Genomic DNA, 20890 nt, shown 5'->3' on the forward strand with positions numbered 1-20890 from the left:
GTTCCGGTTTGCTATTGAGTGTATTAGTATACCGATTACGGATTTTACTACCAATATTACTGATTACAATGTTCCTGCTGTTTTTGTTATAGCAGAATGTTTAATTTTGTATCAGCATAAAAAGTAATAGCTATGGAGCAGGCATATAATTTTGATACAGTAAGCCAATACAATGCTTTTAATAACCATGAAACTTTACATCCATTAGTCAGTATCGTTGATTTCTCAAAAGCGAAGAAAAGAACAGGTTCCCGCATGACTTTTGGACTTTACTGCATTTTCCTCAAGGAAGTACACTGTGGAGATTTAAAGTATGGCTGTAATTATTACGACTATGAAGAAGGCACATTAGTATTCATTTCTCCCGGACAGGTACTCGATGTAGAAAACAAGGTTGATTATTACCAGCCAAAGGGACATGGCTTGGTTTTTCATCCGGACCTGATAAAAGGTACCTCTCTTGCCAAAAGTCTGAATGAGTATAGCTTTTTCAATTATAACACCAATGAGGCATTGCATTTGTCTGATAAAGAAAGGAAAATTGTTTTTGATTGCTTTTCTAAGATTGAATATGAATTAAGCCAATCCGTTGATAAGCATAGCAAAAAGTTGATTGCTTCCAATATTGAACTGTTCCTGAATTACTGTGAGCGGTTTTATGACCGTCAGTTTATTACCAGGGAGAACATCAATAAGGGAATACTGGAAAACTTTGAAGAATTACTGAATAGTTATTTCACATCCGAAAAGCCCTATAGTATTGGGCTGCCTTCTGTAGCTTACTTTGCTGATGAGCTTCATTTATCAGCCAATTATTTTGGTGATCTAATCAAAAAAGAAACAGGCAAATCTCCACAGGAGTACATCCAGAATAAGATAATTGATATAGCTAAGAATAAGATTTTTGATACCAATAAGACAATCAACGAGATTGCATATGAATTGGGATTTAAGTATCCACAACATTTTAGCCGGTTATTCAAAAGCCGTGTGGGTTATACGCCTAATGAGTACAGGAGTTTGAATTAATAACTCCCAGCGATCGGATTAAGTAAAATTCATAGCTATTATTCAATGTTAGCTATTTTTGGTACTTTAGTCCGCTTCAAAAACAACTTTTATAGTTCCCGAACCAAGCGCAGTTGCCAGACCAGCTGTATCTTCCACACTCCCAATTTTTGTATAGCTGTATGAGGTTGAAAACGCTTTATAAAACAATACTAACGTCCTTGAGCCATAAAGCATAATATCTCCATTTTTTATTATTCCTGGGTTAGAAGAATTTATAGGGAGATTTTTTGACAAGTCGAAAAATTTTTCATTTCCGTTCAGTTCAACCATTTCAATGGTCATTGGCAACATCTCTATGAGGGCTTTCGCTGAATTATTGTCCAACAATGTTGCTGTAAAGGTTTTCGAATTAATGCTGATCTTTATTTTTCGATTCATAGTATCCTTGTTATCATTATTGCTTTCTGTTTTTTTGCTTCCGGAAGCAGGGCCACCGCTTCTATCGCAGGATGACGCACTGTTTATAACAGTTGATATAGCCAAAAGGAAGATTAACAATGAATGTTTCATTCTGATTTCTTTTGTTTTATATGCTATTTAAAATGTTGTTGCATCAATCACATATCTGTAACGGGCTTCTTTATTCACTACTTTATGCCAGGCATCATTTATTTCTTCGCTTTTAATAATTTGTATCTGTGGATAGATTTTGTTTTCAGCACAATAATCCATTACTTCCTGTGTTTCAGGAATACCGCCGATAAGCGAACCGTTAAAGTTTACACGATTAAAAATCATATTGAAGTTGTTGATAGTCAATTCTCCATTAATCGGTTGCCCAACCTGTGTGAAATATCCGTAAGGTTTTACGCAAGAAATGTAATTGGACATATCGTAAGCATAAGGAACTGTAGAAATCATATAATCCATTTTGCCAAACCAGGGTTTCAATTTGTCAGGTGTATCAACAATGATCACTTCTTTAGCACCGAACCCTTTAATGTCATTTACTTTTGATGGGGAAGTAGTAAACGCATACACTTCTGCACCTTTTGAAACTGCCAGTTTAATTGCCATATGTCCTAAACCACCAATGCCAACTACACCAATTTTATCACCTTTTTTAATTTTCATTTTCATCATTGGTGAATAAGTGGTTATTCCGGCACAAAGCAATGGTGCTGCATATTTCAACTCAATACTTTCAGGAATTTTAATAGCGAAATGTTCTGTTATTACAATATTATTAGCATATCCACCCTGTGTAATACCCGTTGGTGATGATTTTTCAGATGCACCGTAAGTACCTACCATTCCGGTAGTTTCGCAATGGTGCTCTTCGCCGTTTTTACAGCTTTCGCACTGCATACAACTGTTTACCATGCAACCTACACCTGCTTTATCACCTACTTTGAATTTTGTTACATTTTTGCCGATCGCTGTAACAAGGCCTGCAATTTCGTGACCTGGAACTTGTGGATACAGTTGTTTTCCCCAATGCCCTTTGATGGTGTGGATATCAGAATGGCAAATACCGGAATATTTGATTTCAATTAAAATATCCTCATCGCCAACTGGCCTGCGCTCAAAACTCCAAAGCCCCAATTTCCCCTGTTCGTCCTTTCCTGCATAGCCTCTTGATTTTATATTCATATTCACTGCTGTTGATTTATTGGTTTGTGAAAAAATCTGCAAAGGGTTTGCAAGCATTATGCCTGCACCCGCCAATGTAGTTTGCTGAATAAATTTTCTTCTGGATGGTTGTTTTTTATTTTCTTCCATTTTTATCCTATATGTTTAATCTCTTTCGCCGGAACACCTCCGACAACGGTATTAGCTGGAACATCTTTGGATACTACTGCCCCAGCTGCAACAACCGCATTTTCGCCGATGGTCACTCCAGGCAAAATGGTTGCGCCAGCTCCAATCCATGCTTTTCGCCTGACGATAATGGGCTTCGTAATCAATGCGCTTCTGTCATTGGGATCTAGGGGATGATTTTCGGTAATGAGGTTTACCTTCGGACCAATCAAAACTTCATCCTCTATGGTAATTCCTCCCATATCGAGAAAGGAACAGGCATGGTTGATAAAAACATTTTTGCCTATTTGAATAAACCTACCGAAGTTGGTATAAAAGGGCGAAAATATGATGGTAGTCTCATCTATGGTCATACCAATGATCTCGCTCAAGTATTTACGGATCTGATCGGTATCTGTAGCCGTATTGAGCTGCTGGGAAAGCCTTATAGTATGGTTAACAACCTCATTGATTTTAGAATATCCGGGGTCGTTTAGTCGGATAGGTCCGCCGGCTTTAAGTCTATCAAAAATATCTTTTCCGTGCATCATTGTATACATTTATATTTGGATGTTCATTCCGATTAATTTCTATTGCAAATTTCATGATTATCAATCATATCCGCTTTATACAGAATACTGTTTTATTTACCAGTTTTACTGATTTTACTATAGTGTATATGTAGTACAAAGGTATGTTTGCTAAATTTGCATAGTAAAAGTTTAAACTATGGAACAAGTAGAAAGGATAAATACCGTAGGGGAATATAACCATTATGCCGGTGTAGATACGTTGCATCCGCTGGTAAGCGTCATCAATTTTAACGAAGTGCCCACTATACAGCACTTTAGGCGATATATGGGCATATATGCTGTATTTCTGAAGAATATAAAATGCGGTGATATTACCTACGGCTGTCAACCTTACGATTATGAAGACGGGACATTGGTTTTTATATCTCCTGGGCAGGTTTATGGTATCGATAGCAAAGGTGCTGCTATAAAACCTTCCGGCTATGCCCTCCTTTTTCATCCCGACCTTATTGCAGGCACACCGTTAGGGAAAAACATGAAAGATTATTCCTTCTTTTCATATGAAGTGAATGAAGCGTTACATCTTTCAAAAAAAGAAAGGAAGACTATCATTGACTGTCTGGAAAAAATTGCTGCTGAAATTGAGCAAAATATTGATAAGCATAGCAAAACACTGATTGTGTCAAATATTGAATTGTTTCTTAACTACTGTATGCGTTTTTATGACCGCCAGTTCATTACCCGCAGCAAGATAAATAGAGATATTTTGGTGCGTTTTGAAAATCTATTGAATGACTATTTCAAATCCGGCAGCGCACAAACATTGGGTTTACCAAGTGTAAGCTATTGTGCGGAGGAGTTGCATCTTTCACCTAATTACTTTGGCGACCTTATTAAAAAGGAAACCGGCAATACTGCGTTAGACTACATTCAGTCTAAGCTGATCAATGAAGCAAAAGAAAGGATATTTGACGCTTCTAAGTCTCTCAATGATATTGCAAATGAATTAGGGTTTAAGTATCAACAACACTTTACCCGGCTTTTTAAACAAAAAACAGGTATAACGCCTAATGAGTACAGGAATTTGAATTAAATTTCATCTACTTCATCTTTTGTGCGGCCTTTTTTCTCCGCTTTTTGAATGTAATGTGGATAAACACTTGCAAAAGACATTTTATATGAGACCTTATTCCCCACAAATTATATTGTTATGATAACTGTCAAGAAAACACCTGATGACCGTCATTGTAATACGATTAGCAAAGCAGGAGCTTTGAACCTGTTTACCAACACCTAAATACGTTACTATGCTATTAGTTGTCAATGGTGGCTCGTCCAGCATCAAATTTGCCATTTTCAAACAAACGGAACAACCAGAAAAGGTTTTTTCCGGGCAAATTGATCACATTGGCAAAACGACTATTAGTTTCAAGACCCTAAAAGCTGACAGCCAGTTAGCAGAGACTATTCAGCTTGATACTGCTAATGATTATCCTTCAATTATTAATTACCTGGCAAAATGGTTGGAACGCCAAATGGATGTTGAAAAAATAACCGCCATTGCTCATAGGATCGTTCATGGCATGCAACACACTGCTCCTACTGTTATTACCGAAGCTCTTCTGGCATCGTTAAAACAGATTATTCCTTATGATCCGGATCATCTTCCAAATGAAATCAACCTGATTGAAGTTTTCCAGCAATATTTTCCGGGCACAGTTCAGGTTGCCTGTTTTGATACTGCTTTTCACCAAACAATGCCCCGTGTGGCCAGGTTGTTACCCATACCACGGCGTTTTGAAAGCCAAGGAATCAGCCGGTACGGCTTTCATGGCTTATCCTATCAGTACCTGATTCAGGCATTAGAAAAAACAGCCGGTAAGGATGTTGCCAATGGCCGTGTAATATTGGCGCACCTGGGCAATGGGGCCAGTTTAGCCGCTGTTCATCACGGGCAAAGTATGGATACCAGTATGGCTTTTACCCCAGCCGCCGGTATCCCAATGAGCAGTAGAAGTGGTGACCTTGACCCAGGCGTGGCGTGGTATATCATGAAATCCGGAAATCTGTCTCCTGATCAATTCAACCAACTTATTAACCATGAATCAGGGTTACTGGGAATTGCAGAAACCAGTGGCGATATGGCAGATTTACTTGTACGGGAAAGCACCGATTTCAGAGCCAAAGAAGCTGTGGACCTGTTTTGTTATGAGGTCAAAAAAAAGATCGGCGCCTATGCAGCGGCGCTGGGCGGCATTGATACATTGATATTTTCCGGTGGTATCGGGGAAAACGCTCCCGGCATCAGACAACGGATTTGTGAAAATTTAGACTTCCTGGGAATTAAACTGGATGCCCGAAGCAATCAGGAGAACAATAAGATTATATCTGTTGATACCGGAAAAGTTACTATCAGGATCATATCAACGGATGAAGCATGGATGATGGCACAAATAGTTAATAAAATGATCCGTGATGGAATAATATCGTTATCAGGAAAAACTTATCAAAATGAATAATGTAACCGAAACAGCCATCAGCAAAGATGCGCCTTTGTCACCAGCCCTACTGGATAAGATGCATGCCTATTGGCGTGCTGCTAACTATATATCAGTAGGCCAACTATATCTCCGGGATAATCCGTTATTAAGAGAGCCATTGCGGATGGAACACATAAAAAAAATGCAATTAGGTCATTGGGGAACAACACCGGGTCAAAATTTCATTTATACACATCTCAACAGGATCATCTGCAAACATGACCTTAGTATGCTCTATATATCCGGCCCCGGGCATGGCGGTCCCGCTGTGGTTGCCGGTACTTACCTGGAAGGAACCTATAGTGAAGTATACCCCGCCATTACGCAGGATGAGGATGGCCTCAGGAAACTGTTTACACAGTTTTCCTACCCCGGTGGTATTTCCAGTCATGCTTCTCCGCAAACACCAGGTTCCATTCACGAAGGAGGTGAGCTGGGTTACTCCCTTAGTCATTCATTTGGAGCCGTGTTAGACAACCCCTCCCTTATTGTAGCCTGTGTAGTAGGCGATGGAGAAGCTGAAACAGGCCCGTTGGCCACATCCTGGCATTCCAACAAATTCCTGAATCCTGCTACAGATGGAGTTGTATTACCCATCCTGCATCTAAATGGATATAAGATTTCCAACCCAACAGTATTGGCCAGGATCTCACATACAGAGTTGGAGCAACTGTTTTCAGGTTATGGTTGGGCGCCACTATTTGTGGAAGGTTCGGAGCCCTCCGAAATGCATCAGGCGATGGCAGCAGCACTGGATAGCGCGATCAGTCAGATAAAGCGCATAAAACAGCAGGCTGCAGATCATCTAAAGGTTGACCGTCCCCGTTGGCCAATGATCATTCTTAGATCTCCTAAAGGCTGGACAGGCCCCAGGATGGTGGATGGATACAAAATAGAAGGTAATTTCCGCTCTCATCAGATCCCTTTGACTGTTGCTGCCAACGGACCAGCAGATCATCTTCCTATGCTGGAAGCCTGGATGAAAAGCTATAAACCGGCAGAACTCTTTGACGAAAATGGACGGCTTAACAAAGATATTGCAGCCTTGGCTCCTAAAGGTGAAAAACGCATGGGAGCAAATCTTCACGCTAATGGTGGCTTACTGACGAAAACGCTCAAAATGCCTGATTTTCGTAACTACGCGATTAATTACCCTGCACGGGGGAAAATGGGCGAAGGAGATGTTCATGTTAGCGGACGCTTTTTACGGGATATTATTCACCAGAATGAAGACAATAACAACTTCCGCATCTTTGGACCTGATGAAACCGTATCCAATCGCCTGGAAGCCGTATTTGAAATTACCAACCGTCAATGGAACGCTGACACCGAAGAAAATGATGAATTCCTCGCCTCATCAGGAAAAGTTATGGAGATGCTAAGCGAACACCAATGTGAAGGCTGGCTGGAAGGCTACCTGCTGACAGGCAGGTATGGAATATTCAACTGTTATGAAGCATTCATTCATATAGTCGACTCCATGTTTAACCAACATGCCAAATGGCTAAAAATGACCCGGGAAATTCCCTGGCGCAGAAAGATCCCTTCATTAAACATACTACTGACTTCCACCGTATGGCGGCAGGACCATAATGGATTTACTCATCAGGACCCTGGTTTTATTGATCATGTTATTAATAAGAAAGCAGAAATCGTGCGGGTATACCTTCCTCCTGATTCAAACTGTCTGTTATCTGTAATGGATCACTGCCTCCGTAGTATGCACTATGTCAATGTAATCATTGCAGGAAAACACCCATCCCCCCAATGGCTTAGTATGGAAGAGGCCATTCAACATTGTACCCGTGGATTAAGTATCTGGAGCTGGGCCAGTAATGACCAGGAATGCGAACCTGATGTGGTGATGGCCTGTAGCGGCGATGTACCCACATTGGAAACACTTGCCGCGGTATCTATCCTCAGAGAACATCTGCCGGAACTAAAGATCAGGGTCATCAATATTGTTGATCTCCTAAAGCTGGAAAGACAAACAGAACATCCACACGGATTAAGTGACAATGATTTTAATTCCCTCTTTACTACTTCCAAACCAGTTATTTTTGCTTTTCATGGGTATCCATGGCTCATTCACCGGTTAACTTACAGCAGAATCAATAATAGTAATATCCATGTAAGAGGGTATAAAGAAGAAGGTACTGTTACCACTGCCTTTGATATGACTGTACTGAATGAAATGGACCGCTTTCATCTGGCGATGGATGTGATAGACCGCTTACCTCAAACCGGTAGTAAAGGCGTATATCTTAAGCAACAACTACAGGATAAACTGGTTGAACATAAACAATACATACAGGCTAACGGCGAAGATATGCCGGAAGTAAGAAACTGGGAATGGAGCTACTAACATATAAATAAGCGGATGTACAGGTAAAGCTTTATTCTCAGTTAAATACGCCAGCAGTTCATCCCGCAATATGGTATGATATCCATTGTCTGCAAGCACTTTCAGCTGACTATTTAATTGTTCGTAACTGATGTGTAGTAAATCATTACTGATATTGAATATATACAGGCTGAGGATACAACGCCAATACTTCTGTTGGTTGCATCAAATGTCCTCCTGTTATGATATCATTTTTATAAAATAATTTGAACCCTGTAAATTGTACGGGTTCTCCAGAGATCCAGCACTTATAGGTATCTATCTTTTTGGCTATATCACCAAAACCATCCATATTCATTACGAGTTGTACTTCTGGTTGTATACGGATGTTTTTATAATTCGTTAACATTCCTTGTGTGAAGCGGTGCACAACAAGGATCTTAGGTGGCAGATTATGTTGCCGTACCAACGCCGCCAGCCAGGAGATTGCATAATTAATATCCGCTGCATCAAAAGTACCTATGGAGGCACAGGGGATCTGCCCGTTTTTCATGGAATATTCCGGGTCAATACCCAGGTGCACATCCGGGCGTATCAGGTATTTTTCCAATAGAGGAAGCTCTTCCTGAAGCGAACTTAATCCCGGCTGAACATCCAGGAAAACAATTGCATGTGCATTTTCAGCCAGACTGAATACTTTATCAATTTCACGCTGCGGCATATGTAGTCTGTACTTCCGGTCTTTTCCAGGTTCTCTCTGGGCAGTAACGGCAATGTAATGCAAAGCAGGAACCACCGGTATACAGGTATCTGCCTGCTGCCATTTATCTACTTCCTCAGCCAACTGCTTTATCATGTCATCACCCGGTAATTCGCCCAGTATACCCATCCTGCTGGAATACAGATTGCCATAAAAGGCAACAATCCTATTGTAGGGCAATAGTGCTCCCGGCAATGGATAGCCTGCATTTACAGGCCATTTAACGGATGGCTGGTTATGTACCAGGTGAAGCAGTAGTTTATTATACAGGACTGTATCTGTAATGGCATGATGATCGATTTCAACACCCGTAACAGCTTCGGGCGAGGATATAACTGCCCTGTGCGGATGTCCTACCAGCTTCATATCTTCCCATTGCCGGAAAGACAACAAATCAATAGTTGTAAAAACATATAATACTAAAGCTCCCATCCATAAAAGAACAGTAGTAATAAATATCCCGTTTATAAACTTCAGTACCATTTTCATACTTACCAAATTATATGATCTCATAGCTGTAAAGAATGATATAGCTCATTGGAGTTATTGATTATCATCAGGGTTTCAAGGCCTTTACATTAATACATGACGACAATCACTAAAAAGGTTAATTAACATCAGATAACGGATATCCGTATAAGCATAAATTAGCAATAGAAACACTTTGGATTATGGAATCAAAGCAACCATCGATATTCGTGACAAAGGCCAGTGGAACCACTGTGCCATTTTCATCTGAAAAGATCAAACGGTCGCTAAAGCGATCAGGAGCTTCACCTGAATTAATAGAAAAAATACTCAGTGAGCTGTATAAACAGGTGTACCCAAACATGCCTACCCGCATGATCTATAAGGCTGCGTATGATTTACTAAAGAAGTCATCCCGGCAAGTAGCAGGGCGGTACCGACTTAAACAAGCCATATTTGAACTGGGGCCTTCCGGATTCCCATTTGAACAGTACGTTGCTGAACTTTTCAGACAAGCAGGTTATGCTGCCACCACCAATGAGATGATGACAGGTCATTGTATCACACATGAAGTAGATATCCATGCTGAGAAAAACAAGCGAACTTATATTATTGAATGCAAGTATCATCAGCTTCAGGGAACACACTGCGATGTAAAAATTCCACTGTATGTGCAATCGCGTTTTAAGGATATCGAATGGAAGATGAAAGAGATAGACAATAAAAACCAACAGGAATACCAGGGATGGCTGATAACCAATACACGGATCACACAGGACGCCACTCAATATGCGGCATGTATGGGATTAAACCTATTATCATGGGATTATCCCGCTGGCAAAGGACTAAAAGATATTATTGATAAAGCTGGTCTCTATCCTGTAACCTGTCTTTCTACATTGAGCCGTCATGAGAAATGTATGCTATTGGAAAAAGGCGTGGTGTTATGCCGTACACTGATTGAAAATCCTCATTTTCTGACAGACACAAACATTACTGGCCCCAGATATAACATAGCCATTACAGAAGTACGACATCTATGTGAAAATATAGCAAAACTGGAATGGGTCTGATTACTAAATGTATAATAAAATCCAAGTATTATGAAACCACGTTCAAACACCAAAATAATCCCTTCTACACTGGTGGAACTCATGGATATCAGGGGTATTACTGCCAACAAAGTGAACCTCATCTGTAAAAAACTCGGAATAAAAAATCTGCATGAGCTAACCGCTGCCGTGGCGAAGGAACAACTCGATGGCATCCGGGAATTAACAGCGGAAAATAAAAAAAATATCAGGCGGAGCTTAAAACTTCACAAAGATACAGAGAGTCGTATTCAATTGTGGGACGCTATGTTGCAAGGGGAAGAGGTATTACAAACCATCCGGCAGTTTCCTGAAGTAAAAAGGGCTTCATTAGCTGGTAGTATCAGAAGAGGTAAAGATACCATTGGAGATATCGATATAATAGTACAAGTAAATGGACCCGACAGAAAAAAGTTATTGTACAAGGTAGCTCGCATGGGATTAACAGAGCGCATTATTGCTGCCGGTAAAAACAGAATATGTATCGTATTACACAATCAATTGTTAGTATATTTCTACCTGACTGATGAAAAACATTACGGAGCGGCGCTGTTATACTATACTGGCTCTAAAAGCTACAACGTCTTTATGGAAAATATGGCGACTAATAAAGGATACCGGCTTACCCCTGATGGCTTGTACGACGTTAAAAATAATCAGTACATAGCCACCGATAAAGAGGAAGAAATCTTTCAGTATATGTTACTGGATTATGTAACACCTGAACTGAGAGAAGAACAAGCTATTCCCAATATTACCGTTCAGCATAAATTACCTTCCCTGCCTACCTTTGACCAATTAAAGGGTGATATGCAGATACACAGCGACTGGAGTGACGGAGAAGAAAGCATCGCACATATTGCCCGCTATATGTTTGATGTCTTCCCCCACTATCAATACATAGTTATCACAGATCATGCATCCAATGAAAGGGTCGGTCACGTGTTGAAAACAAGCGACATTTCACTTCAGGCTGCTGAAATAAAAAGTGTTAACGACCAGTTGGGATATGACTATGTGAAAAAAGGAGTAGAAGTTGACATCCTGGAAAACGGACAGCTATCGTTACCTGATGAAATACTGAAACAGTTCGATTGGGTAATTGCTTCTATCCACAGCCACTTTACAAAAGATAATACTTCCAGGTTAATGAAAGCCTGTGAAAATCCTTATGTTCATTGTATTGGCCATCCCAGCGGCAGACTTATCGGGAGCAGGAATCCCTACCCTGTCAACTGGGATCAGTTATTCGACAAAGCTGCTGCCACCGGAACGGCCATGGAGATAAACGCCCGTCCTAACAGACTGGACTTGAATGATACACTGGTAAGAAAGGCAGTCGCCAAAGGCGTAAAACTGGTTATTGACACTGACGCACACGGGTTAACACAATTTGATTTTATGCAACTGGGAATCCGGGTAGCCAGAAGAGGCGGTTGTAGCAAGACAGACATTCTTAATACCCGCAACTGGGAAGGAATTGAAAAATTTAAGACGGACAAGGTGGCTGCCATCAACAAGGTAGCCTGATCTGCCTGGAAGGGAAGACAGCGAATTTACCTTACTGCATATTATACTTCTTTTGAAGCCAGTTCTTGACAACTTGTGTTAGTGCAACATAACCGACCAAAATACCTGCGAGCCATCCCCAGAAAGCAGCTGGTAAACGGACAAATCCTAACGTAGTTGCTAATGGGGAAATGGTCAGCCAAACGCCCACTAATACAATGATCAGTGATGTTAACGTTAGTGGCCAGCTTGCCCTGCTTTCGATAAACGGAATCTTATTGGTACGAATAATATGAATGATCAGGGTTTGGGAAAAAAGGGATTCAATAAACCATCCGGTATGAAAAAGAGCCGGATTGTGCTGTGCATCAAAAAAATGCCATAGAACAAAAAATGTTGCATAATCGAAAATGGAACTCACAGGACCGATTACCAGGATAAAGCGACGTAGCTCACTTATTGTCCATTTCCGGGGTTTTACCAGCCAATCGGCATCTACATTATCAGTGGGAATAGCAGTCTGTGAAAAATCATATAGCAGGTTGTTGGTAAGCACCTGGATGGGAAGCATCGGAAGATAAGGTAAAAAAGCACTTGCACCCACTACACTGAACATATTACCAAAATTGGAACTAGCTGCCATCCTGATGTATTTAACAATATTGCCAAACACCCGGCGGCCTTCAGATACCCCCTGTTCCAATACCTGCAAACTGTTTTCCAGGAGAATGATATCAGACGATTCCTTTGCAATATCCACCGCACTATTTACGGAGATGCCAACATCGGCCACTTTTAGTGCAGGCGCATCATTTATACCATCACCCATAAAGCCAGTGACATGTCCATTACGCTGAAATGCCCGGATGATACGTTGCTTATGTATGGGTGCCAACCTTGCAAATACCCGGTAATCCATTACAACGGCTGTCAGTTCCTCATCATTCATTAATTCAATCTGTGGCCCTAATAAAAAGCGATCAGCAGGTACACCTACTTTCCCACAAATACAAGCCGTAATGATTTCGTTATCTCCTGTTAATATCCTGACATCTACCTTCAAAGATGCCAGCTTTGCCAGTGCCGCTGTAGCTGATTCTTTGGGAGGGTCCAGAAATGATAAAAAACCTAGTAACACCAATGCCGATTCATCTTTTACAGTATAAACAGGATCATCAGTAGCACCAGGCATTTTTCTATATGCCAGCGCCACAACCCTAAAGCCCTGACCATTTAGTGCCGCTACTAACTCCCTGCAATGTTGCCGTTGCTCAGGAAGTATGGCTTGAATTTCTCCATTTACCTCAGCAAAACTGCATAGTTCCATCACCCCTTCCACCGCTCCTTTGCAGATCAGGATATTTAACCCTGACAGCTCTTCAACAACTACAGACATCCGTTTTCTGATAAAGTCAAACGGGATTTCGTCAATTTTACGAAACTGCTCCCTGATATTTAATGATGCAGGAAGCTCTTCATGTTTCAGGATTGCCTCATCCATTAAATTTTTGAGACCAGTATGATAATAACTGTTCAAATAAGCATAATCCAATACTTTCAGGCTTGAATGGCCATCAGGATCCAGGTATTGTTCCAATACGATCCGCCCTTCAGTAAGTGTACCTGTTTTATCTGTACACAATACATCCATGGCCCCAAAGTTCTGTATGGCATTCAGCCTTTTTACAATCACTTTTTTCCTGGACATCACAAGTGCGCCTTTTGATAGGTTTACGGTAACTATCATGGGAAGCATTTCGGGCGTAAGCCCTACTGCTACTGCTAATGCAAACAGAAACGCTTCCAGCCAGTTATGCCTGGCAAGTCCATTGATAATAAAAACAGCCGGCACCATCACCAGGATGAATCGGATCATTAACCAGGTAAAGCCGTTGATGCCTTTATCAAAACTTGTAGAAATCTCCTGGCCGGTGATATGGGAGGCCAGCGATCCAAAACTGGTTTTATCTCCGGTACAAACAACCATCGCGGTAGCTGTCCCGCTTTCCACGTTGGTACCCAGGAAACAGACATTAGGGGCATCCAGTGGGTTATCATTAGCACCGGAAACGGCAGCTGCGGTTTTCTCAATGGGCATGGACTCTCCTGTAAGTGATGCCTGGTTCAAAAAAAGATCTTTGGCAACCAATAAACGCACATCTGCAGGAACCATGTCTCCCGCTCCCAAACGTATCAGGTCACCTGGCACCAGCATTTTCAGCGGAACTTCTATATCTTTTCCATCTCTGCAAACAGTGGCATGTGTACTTACCATTGCTTTCAGTTTTTTCTGCAGCTTTGTCTGCCCGCATTTCCTGTACATAACGTAATACAATACCAAGAATCACCATCATAAAGATGACCAGCGTGGACCGGATATCTCCTGTAAGAAATGAAATAAGCCCAAGTATACTCAGCAATATGACCAGCGGATTTTTCAGGTTTTTCCATAAGCGTAACCAGGGTGACAAAGGTTTTTCCCTGGCTATTTCATTAAACCCATATTCATTTAATCTCTTTAAGGCCTCTTCTGTAGAAAGACCACCAGGTATATAATCCACCCTTTGCTGCATTTCTTCCAGAGATTGGTTAGTAAGCATACCCTGGGTTTTCGTGTTCTTTAATAGCTGTACCTGCATCATATAAATATTACAAGCAATAACATAAAGAGCATATTTTTCAAGTGACAGGCACCCTACTCAATTTTGTGACCATATTTATTATTTCGCTGAGGTGCTCTTTCTTCACATCATTGTAATCTTTAGTAACAATGCTTTCATCACCTCCTTTCGCCAGCCTGGAACCAATAGAAAGCAGGATTTTATCAGGCAATGAAAGCTTTTTGAATTCAAGCTTTCCCGGCAGAAAAAAGAGGTTACACCGCGTTCTAATCTCGGCGCTTATATTGGTGGTAATGTATTCCTGTAACTTCTCTTTTTCTGAAGCGGGAGTACCTGCTACCAGGTAAAGGAACAATTGCTTTTTTATCAGCAGATCCTGATGACGCCTTATCCATTTTCGTAATTGTAACTTCCCAATGTATATACTGCTACCAAGAATGATGTAATCATATTGGTTCAATTGATCTGCTGTTTCACTGCCTGCTATAACAGCTGGTATATTCAATATTGTACCCAACCATAGGGCGTATTGACGGGTAGCGCCATATTTTCCTTTATAAATAATAATACCTTTCATAAATGATCTGTTTTAAGGATGTGTAATGAACACTGGAATATTTGTAGTCCGCAGCACACTTTCAGCATCACTGGGGTGAAAGAAACGGGAAACACTGCTACGGCCATATGCCCCATAGGTAATAATGCAATCATTTCTACGTATTAACATGGCCAGAAATTCTGTAGCAGGTTCTCCATTGACAATAACAAATTTTACTGTTTCATAATGCATGTCCAGATAATCTCTCAGCTTTTGCTCAAATGGTATTTCCTGCTGACTCTCTTCAGCTACATACACTACTTTAACAGGTATATCCGAGAAGTTAGGGAAAAGCTGTGTAAACTGGCGAATCGCAAACATAGATGAGAAGGTGCCATTATAAGAAAATACAACTTCTTTAATGGGTGATATTACATCCGGCAATACCATAACCGGGCACTCCGCTTCCTCTAACACATCTTTTACAAATCTGGGCGGATTACCATCAGACAACGCGGTAAAAGATGTGCTGTTACTAATCATTAACAGATCCACAAAACGGCTGTCTGCAACCACTTCTTCTACAGGAGAACTGACTGCTTCCCTGACTTCAATGCTGATATTATCAATATCACAAATCTCTTGCAGTTGTTTAATGTTTTTATTCCGCTGCCATTGAAGCGCAACCCTACCTTCAGGACTGATTTGTTCATATCTGACAGGATAAGTTTCAGGAAACATCCTTGCCATGGGAACAACACCGGTATTGAGATTATCAAGACAAACTACGGTAAGCTTACTATTGGCCTCCTTCGCAAAATACTTGAAGCCTTCTAACTGGTCATCAGAAAAGTTTAAGGCATCAATTGCAGCTATTATCTTTTTCATAAAATAAATTATTTCTTATACTTAATAATGTGATATAAAAATGGACTGGGTTACAATTTTCAAAATGGAAGCGGCAGGATTAGGAACAACAACATTTGATAATAAATTCCTGCCAAAAGCGCCCATTACGATGAATACCTTTTCCCTTCCAAACAAGTATTCCATTAGCCGCTTCCGCACATTAGTATCTTCAAGCAGCAGGATTTCAGCATTTTCATAATGCGCTTTCAACCATTCTTCCAGTCTTTCCCGATCTCCTCTTATATGTTTCCCGGTATCAATAATACTCAGCACCGTAACTTTACAATGGCTTAATGCCGGGAATAAATGAGCAAATTGCTTAATGGCGAACATAGATGAACTGCTCCCATTATAGGTAAAGATTAATTCATCAATCCCATCAAAATTTGCAGGTGCTATCACAACGGGACATTCGGATTTCTCCAATACCTCCTTTACAAAAGCGGTAGGGCTGCTTTCCGGCTTCCAGGTGAATGAAGTGGCGATGTCTACTACGAGCAGGTCAGCATACCTGCTTTCCTTCAACACTTCTGCAACAGGCATACCAGCATCCTTATGTACCATACACTTTACCCCGTTCGATTCACAGATGCCCGTAAACAAGGCGATATTCTCATCTCTGTATAATTCCTTTTGCACGTCAGGTGATATCCCCCGAACCGGTGCACAAACAGCCATTTCCTGAATGGCTTCGCTTGATCTCAGTTCCAGTTCCTGATTTTGCAGAAATACGCCAGTGATTGATGAATGTGTCAGGCTAGCCAGAAAACAGGCAAAATCGAGAGATTCCCTGCGGAAGGTAACCGCGTCAGTTATAAATAATATCTTTTCCATAAAAAATGTTGCTTTATAAAGGTCTTGCCGACAGAGCCGGCAGGGCTCCTGGTAATTTTATAAAAAGTCATCAAAATATGATGGCATCAATGCATGCTGTTTACTTACTGTTAAAGATGTCATAATTACCCCTTGCTTTTCGGTTAATAATTTTGATACTAAACTACCTTTTCTCTTATGCTGAAAAAATGATTCCTCTCACAGCATCGGCTGATTAAAATCATATAAATGATAAAGTAGCTAAAATCATGTCTGGGTATGACTATGGTCATGTTTTAGTCATTGTAGATGAGGTATCTTTAAACAAAAAAAATGGAAAAGCTATTGCACCCTCTTTTATCGCACGCACCCGGAAAACCTATCGATATAAGCGTTGTGACTGATTTAATTTCATGGGGAACTGGTATAATGCTGATTTTTGCAGCATATCCTCTTTTAATGCAAGGCTTAAAAAATTTGCTGGTCCTTTTATATAAATTTTTTATTCAGTACCAGTTTTAATGGTATTTCTTTCGATTTCAAATATCTGTTGCGACAAAAAACATATACTATGTTAGGTAAATTAAGTTTAGATGAAATAGATCAGGTGTTAACCAACAACCATACAGGCCGGATAGGATGTACCGATGGCGAAAAAGTATATATTGTACCCGTTAGTTATGCATTCAACAAAACCTACCTGGTAGCGCACTCCAAGGAAGGAATGAAAATTGACATGATGAGAAAACGACCTCAGATCTGCTTCCAGGTTGATGAAATTGCAGATATGGCAAACTGGCGCAGTGTTGTTGTATGGGGTAATTATGAAGAAGTGATTGATCCCAAAGAAAGATATTATGCTATGAAATTCCTGGTGAGCCGCCTCTCTCATATGCCTGCAAGCGAAACCGCCGGTGTAGCAGAAATGCACAGGGAAATGGAAGAACCGGTTGTTTACAATAATATTATCAGACCTGTTGTATACAGGATCAGGATTACCGAAAAAACCGGCAGGTTTGAAAAAAACTGATTACCTATTCATCATCCCGTTCATCTGGTAAATGAAACGTTTGTTGCTTAGCTGGTCTGCCGGCATTATTCAGCTCTTCTAATGTCCAGCTATCTGTGGCGGTAGTTTCCAGCCACAGCGTTCCTGCTTTGCGGAATATTTGGGCACTTAATCCGAAGATGTAAGCGAAATCGTGTTCCACAGCTGCTGCGGTCCGGTAATAGCTGATATCTAACCAGCCAAAGCTATGCAGCATTCTTATTTTCTCGATAGGAGTATCAGGAGATACCTTTTCTTCCTCCGGAGAAGGTTCCCCTTTCGTATGTGGCTTTCTGAAAAACGCCAGTTTCAGGTATGGATACATAGTTTGGAATTTTTCCTGTATATCGGCAACCACTGCTTCTTCGCTAATATATATTTTCATAAAAGTTGTTTTAAGTTACTACAAGTATACAGCTGCCAGTCTTATCATAAAATGAGATCAATCAAGCTATCATATGATAGTCGTCATATACACTAAGAAAAGAAAGCAGGAAATTGATCTTTCAATATTTTCATTATGCCACTCATGCAAGCCAATCCGCTACCCGTTGCCAGTAAAGAGCTACCGGGCCATGAAGAAAAATATTTCCTGGAAGGTCCAAGGTCAAGAGCAAAGGAATTTTTCTTTTCAGTGAAAATTTTGCTGGAGTTTATCCGGGGATTCAGGGTATTGCACTTTGTTGGACCTTGTATTGCGGTATTCGGTTCAGCGAGGGTTCAACCGGAATCTGACTATTACGAGTTAGGACGGGAAGCGGGAGCTGGCATTGCGAAACTAGGTTTCGCCGTAATGACCGGTGGCGGACCCGGTATTATGGAAGCAGCAAACCGGGGAGCAAAAGAAGCCGGCGGTAAATCAATAGGATGTAATATTAGTCTTCCGAAGGAACAATTCTGTAATAAATATCTTGACCAAAAATTCAACTGCAAATATTTCTTCGTTCGTAAAGTATTGATGTTCAAATACTCATACGGATTTCTGATTTTACCAGGGGGAATAGGAACATTAGATGAATTCGCAGAAGCACTTACCTTGATACAGACTCATAAAATCCTTAACTTTCCGTTAGTGCTGATGAATCGTGGCTATTGGGAACCGCTGATGCCCCTGTTTCATAAAATGATTGAAAGTTACATGATAGGACAGGAAGATCTGCAGTATATCTTACTAACAGATTCTATAGATGAGGCCATGGAGCATTTTCAAAAATATGCCTTGACGCAGTACCGCATAAAGCGCAGAAAAGAATTCCGGCGTTTTGCATTATTGCGGGAATAACCTTCTTTTAATATTTTAAGACCACTGACTAATACTATGAGTTTATCTATTAGTGACCTGGATGTTCCCTTCCAGTTGAGTATTTTTGCCGCTATACTGGAACGTGTACCCGGACTTGTAGCAGTGAGAGCGTTAAAAAGCGGCAGGTTGATGTATATTAATGACACAGGAATAAAAATGTTGGGAACTGAAGATTATCCATCCCTGGAATTGTTAATGGAACAAAATCAGCTTGGATGCGACAATGCTGACCGCAGCACCTCAGATGGTCAGCCAGTGCAGGAACGGCAATGGAAAAATTTGAAGGGAGAAACATTTATCGGTGTATATGATGAAACAATGTTAAAGCATGATAATAAGGACTATTGCTTTTTCAGGATCACCGATATTTTGTCTGACCGACGTTTTAAACAACAGCTTAGCCGGGAGCTTCAGCGTTTTGGTGCGCTGTTTGACTATGCTAGTATAGGAATACTGGTTACAAACAGGCAGGGGGAGATCGTATTGATCAATGATTTTGCGTTGGGACAATTTGGTTATAAACGGGAAGAATTACTGGGGAAAAAGATAGAAATCCTGATACCACAACGCGTACATCACCAGCATGTGGGACACCGGGCACGATACAATGCCAATCCCCAGAGCAGACCAATGGGTATTGGCCTTGATCTTTTTGCGGTTCGGCAGGATCAAACAGAGTTCCCCGTAGAAATCAGCCTGAGTCATTACACAAACGAAGAAGGCAATTTTGTCATTGCCTATATCAGCAATATTACAGAAAGAAAAAAAGCGGAAGAAAAACTGGAAAAACTATATAATGAACTGGAGGAAATGGTCGAAGATCGTACCATGCAACTTCGTAAGGCACTGGAAGAACTGGAGGCATCAAAAGAAGTGCTTACAATTGCATTGAGTAAAGAAAAGGAACTGGGAGACCTGAAATCCCGTTTTGTCTCAATGGCTTCCCATGAGTTCCGCACGCCTCTCAGTACCATTCTTTCGTCTGCGTTTCTTGTAAAACATTATGAGGCAGAACAAGATCAACCTACACGCAACAAACACATACAACGAATCATTAATAATGTTAGTCTTCTTACGGATACCCTGAATGACTTCCTTTCCGTAGGGAAAATTGAAGAAGGAAAAATACAGATCAGAAATGTAGCATTTGAAATAGAAGAGCATTTCAATACCATTATCCAGGAAATGCAGGGTATTGCGAAAGATAACCAGCTTATTGAATACCAACATGACGGCGACAATCGGGTATTCCTTGACCCCTCTCTTCTGAAGCACATTGTCATGAACCTTTTGGGAAATGCCATTAAATTTTCAACACCTGGTAGTCACATACAAATTCAAACCAGCAAAACAGGTCATGAATTTACACTCCAGGTGAAAGATAATGGGATAGGTATGTCTGAAGAAGATCAGCAACATCTGTTTGAACGTTTTTACCGGGGAAGTAACGTAAGCAACATCCAGGGTACGGGTTTAGGCTTACATATTGTTCACAGGTACAGTGAAATGATGAATGGCAATATCTTATGTGATAGTGAGTTAAACAAAGGCACTACCTTTACTATAACGTTCCCGATTGAAGAAACAAACGCCCCTTATTAA

The 20890-nt window shown here is 40.7% G+C and carries 21 protein-coding genes; 10 read left to right on the top strand and 11 right to left on the bottom strand.

All coding sequences use genetic code 11. The features are described from left to right. Nucleotides 1-132 precede the first annotated feature (132 nt). The gene (locus ABQ275_RS12710) at nucleotides 133-1029 is read left to right on the top strand and encodes a helix-turn-helix transcriptional regulator (protein WP_349318690.1); all 897 of its coding nucleotides are present in this window, start codon (nucleotides 133-135) and stop codon (nucleotides 1027-1029) included. A 66-nt stretch (nucleotides 1030-1095) separates the two neighbouring features. Here the strand turns inward: ABQ275_RS12710 and ABQ275_RS12715 are convergent, their stop codons facing one another. From ABQ275_RS12715 to ABQ275_RS12725, 3 genes are read right to left on the bottom strand one after another with little or no spacing between them, the layout of a single operon-like run. After that, nucleotides 1096-1581, bottom strand: a complete 486-nt coding sequence (locus tag ABQ275_RS12715) for a cyclophilin-like fold protein (RefSeq protein ID WP_349318691.1) — start codon at nucleotides 1579-1581, stop codon at nucleotides 1096-1098. A gap of 27 nt (nucleotides 1582-1608) precedes the next feature. Next, the gene (locus tag ABQ275_RS12720) at nucleotides 1609-2793 is read right to left on the bottom strand and encodes an NAD(P)-dependent alcohol dehydrogenase (RefSeq protein WP_349318692.1); all 1185 of its coding nucleotides are present in this window, start codon (nucleotides 2791-2793) and stop codon (nucleotides 1609-1611) included. Between the two features lie 2 nt (nucleotides 2794-2795). Next, nucleotides 2796-3362, bottom strand: coding sequence for a DapH/DapD/GlmU-related protein (locus tag ABQ275_RS12725; protein ID WP_349318693.1), 567 nt, complete (start codon nucleotides 3360-3362; stop codon nucleotides 2796-2798). A 178-nt stretch (nucleotides 3363-3540) separates the two neighbouring features. Here ABQ275_RS12725 and ABQ275_RS12730 point away from each other — a divergent pair, with 178 nt between their 5' ends. Beyond that, nucleotides 3541-4437 (top strand): helix-turn-helix transcriptional regulator, encoded by an 897-nt coding sequence (locus ABQ275_RS12730; protein ID WP_349318694.1) that lies wholly within the window; start codon nucleotides 3541-3543, stop codon nucleotides 4435-4437. On the opposite strand, the gene ABQ275_RS12735 is transcribed toward ABQ275_RS12730, so the two are convergent. After that, nucleotides 4434-4517: a DUF2200 family protein gene (locus tag ABQ275_RS12735; RefSeq protein WP_349318795.1), complete on the bottom strand. Its 84-nt coding sequence runs from the start codon at nucleotides 4515-4517 to the stop codon at nucleotides 4434-4436. The genes ABQ275_RS12730 and ABQ275_RS12735 overlap by 4 nt on opposite strands. Before the next feature lie 134 nt (nucleotides 4518-4651). Here ABQ275_RS12735 and ABQ275_RS12740 point away from each other — a divergent pair, with 134 nt between their 5' ends. After that, nucleotides 4652-5863 (top strand): acetate/propionate family kinase, encoded by a 1212-nt coding sequence (locus ABQ275_RS12740; protein WP_349318695.1) that lies wholly within the window; start codon nucleotides 4652-4654, stop codon nucleotides 5861-5863. Beyond that, entirely contained in the window at nucleotides 5856-8249 is a 2394-nt protein-coding gene (locus tag ABQ275_RS12745; RefSeq protein ID WP_349318696.1) for a phosphoketolase family protein, read from the top strand. The genes ABQ275_RS12740 and ABQ275_RS12745 overlap by 8 nt, the downstream gene beginning before the upstream one ends. 145 nt (nucleotides 8250-8394) lie before the next feature. Here ABQ275_RS12745 and ABQ275_RS12750 read toward each other — a convergent pair whose 3' ends face one another. Further along, the gene (locus tag ABQ275_RS12750; protein ID WP_349318697.1) at nucleotides 8395-9477 is read right to left on the bottom strand and encodes a hypothetical protein; all 1083 of its coding nucleotides are present in this window, start codon (nucleotides 9475-9477) and stop codon (nucleotides 8395-8397) included. A gap of 182 nt (nucleotides 9478-9659) precedes the next feature. Between ABQ275_RS12750 and ABQ275_RS12755 the strand changes: the two genes are divergently transcribed. Then, nucleotides 9660-10529: a restriction endonuclease gene (locus ABQ275_RS12755; RefSeq protein ID WP_349318698.1), complete on the top strand. Its 870-nt coding sequence runs from the start codon at nucleotides 9660-9662 to the stop codon at nucleotides 10527-10529. Nucleotides 10530-10559: 30 nt separating this feature from the next. Beyond that, nucleotides 10560-12077, top strand: coding sequence for a DNA polymerase III (locus tag ABQ275_RS12760; RefSeq protein ID WP_349318699.1), 1518 nt, complete (start codon nucleotides 10560-10562; stop codon nucleotides 12075-12077). 31 nt (nucleotides 12078-12108) lie between these two features. Here ABQ275_RS12760 and mgtA read toward each other — a convergent pair whose 3' ends face one another. The 5 genes from mgtA to ABQ275_RS12785 all read right to left on the bottom strand — a co-directional run bounded on the left by mgtA (nucleotide 12109) and on the right by ABQ275_RS12785 (nucleotide 16958). After that, complete coding sequence (gene mgtA, locus ABQ275_RS12765) at nucleotides 12109-14331, bottom strand: magnesium-translocating P-type ATPase (RefSeq protein WP_349318700.1); 2223 nt, start codon at nucleotides 14329-14331, stop codon at nucleotides 12109-12111. Next, on the bottom strand, nucleotides 14255-14656 hold the full coding sequence (locus ABQ275_RS12770) for a cation-transporting P-type ATPase (protein WP_349318701.1): 402 nt from the start codon (nucleotides 14654-14656) through the stop codon (nucleotides 14255-14257). The genes mgtA and ABQ275_RS12770 overlap by 77 nt, the downstream gene beginning before the upstream one ends. Nucleotides 14657-14735: 79 nt before the next feature. Then, nucleotides 14736-15254, bottom strand: a complete 519-nt coding sequence (locus ABQ275_RS12775; protein WP_349318702.1) for a flavodoxin domain-containing protein — start codon at nucleotides 15252-15254, stop codon at nucleotides 14736-14738. 12 nt (nucleotides 15255-15266) lie between these two features. Continuing rightward, the gene (locus ABQ275_RS12780) at nucleotides 15267-16103 is read right to left on the bottom strand and encodes a universal stress protein (RefSeq protein ID WP_349318703.1); all 837 of its coding nucleotides are present in this window, start codon (nucleotides 16101-16103) and stop codon (nucleotides 15267-15269) included. Nucleotides 16104-16124: 21 nt separating this feature from the next. After that, on the bottom strand, nucleotides 16125-16958 hold the full coding sequence (locus ABQ275_RS12785) for a hypothetical protein (protein ID WP_349318704.1): 834 nt from the start codon (nucleotides 16956-16958) through the stop codon (nucleotides 16125-16127). A 312-nt stretch (nucleotides 16959-17270) separates the two neighbouring features. Here ABQ275_RS12785 and ABQ275_RS12790 point away from each other — a divergent pair, with 312 nt between their 5' ends. After that, nucleotides 17271-17459: a hypothetical protein gene (locus ABQ275_RS12790; RefSeq protein ID WP_349318705.1), complete on the top strand. Its 189-nt coding sequence runs from the start codon at nucleotides 17271-17273 to the stop codon at nucleotides 17457-17459. Nucleotides 17460-17508: 49 nt separating this feature from the next. Then, nucleotides 17509-17967, top strand: a complete 459-nt coding sequence (locus tag ABQ275_RS12795; RefSeq protein ID WP_349318706.1) for a pyridoxamine 5'-phosphate oxidase family protein — start codon at nucleotides 17509-17511, stop codon at nucleotides 17965-17967. Nucleotides 17968-17971: 4 nt separating this feature from the next. On the opposite strand, the gene ABQ275_RS12800 is transcribed toward ABQ275_RS12795, so the two are convergent. Next, entirely contained in the window at nucleotides 17972-18370 is a 399-nt protein-coding gene (locus ABQ275_RS12800; RefSeq protein WP_349318707.1) for a hypothetical protein, read from the bottom strand. A gap of 135 nt (nucleotides 18371-18505) precedes the next feature. Between ABQ275_RS12800 and ABQ275_RS12805 the strand changes: the two genes are divergently transcribed. Further along, on the top strand, nucleotides 18506-19267 hold the full coding sequence (locus ABQ275_RS12805) for a TIGR00730 family Rossman fold protein (RefSeq protein ID WP_349318708.1): 762 nt from the start codon (nucleotides 18506-18508) through the stop codon (nucleotides 19265-19267). A 36-nt stretch (nucleotides 19268-19303) separates the two neighbouring features. Beyond that, the gene (locus ABQ275_RS12810; protein ID WP_349318709.1) at nucleotides 19304-20890 is read left to right on the top strand and encodes a PAS domain-containing sensor histidine kinase; all 1587 of its coding nucleotides are present in this window, start codon (nucleotides 19304-19306) and stop codon (nucleotides 20888-20890) included.

The organism is Chitinophaga sp. MM2321, from assembly GCF_964033635.1.
Lineage (GTDB): Bacteria > Bacteroidota > Bacteroidia > Chitinophagales > Chitinophagaceae > Chitinophaga.